Source organism: Paenibacillus sp. YAE3, assembly GCF_057546105.1.
The window spans coordinates 1-552 of the sequence record NZ_BAAIYF010000046.1 but is presented as its reverse complement, the minus strand read 5'-3'; the positions used below and the strand labels follow the sequence as shown (position 1 = coordinate 552).

The following is a 552-nucleotide window of genomic DNA, read 5'->3' as shown; positions in this document are numbered from 1 at the left end:
CCATGCCCGATTCCGTCTGCTTCAAGGACGGCGAGGGCCACTGGATCGAGGCAAACGACTGCTGCCTGCGCATTTTTGAGCTGGAGCATGTCCCGTACCAGGGCAAGCACGACGAGGAGCTGGCGCGACTGTCCCCCCATTACCGGAGCGCGTTGCTGCAATGCGCCGAGTCGGACAAGCGGGCGTGGGAAGAGGGCAAGCCTGTCCGCCTGGAAGAGATCATTTTCGTCAGTCGGGAAGAATCGCGCATTTTTGACGTGCGCAAAGTTCCACTCTTCGACCCGGACGGCAGGCGCATCGGCCTGTTGGTCATCAGCCACGACATTACCGAGCTGAAAAAGACCGAGGAACTGCTGCGAAAATCAGAAAAGCTGTCTGTCGTCGGCCAGTTGGCCGCAGGCGTCGCGCACGAAATCCGCAACCCGCTGACCTCGATTCGCGGCTTCATCCAGTTCATTCAGGAGGGCAACTACAAGCGGGAGTATTTTCAGACGATCCTCTCCGAGCTGGATCGCATCCAATCGGTCGTGAACGAATTTTTGGTGCTCGCCA

The 552-nt window shown here is 58.7% G+C and carries 1 protein-coding gene; it reads left to right on the top strand.

Annotation, left to right across the window (positions count from 1 at the left end; genetic code table 11):
- On the top strand, positions 1-552 hold a 552-nt coding region (locus AC27KL_RS28105; RefSeq protein WP_487171803.1), incomplete at both ends, for a histidine kinase dimerization/phospho-acceptor domain-containing protein.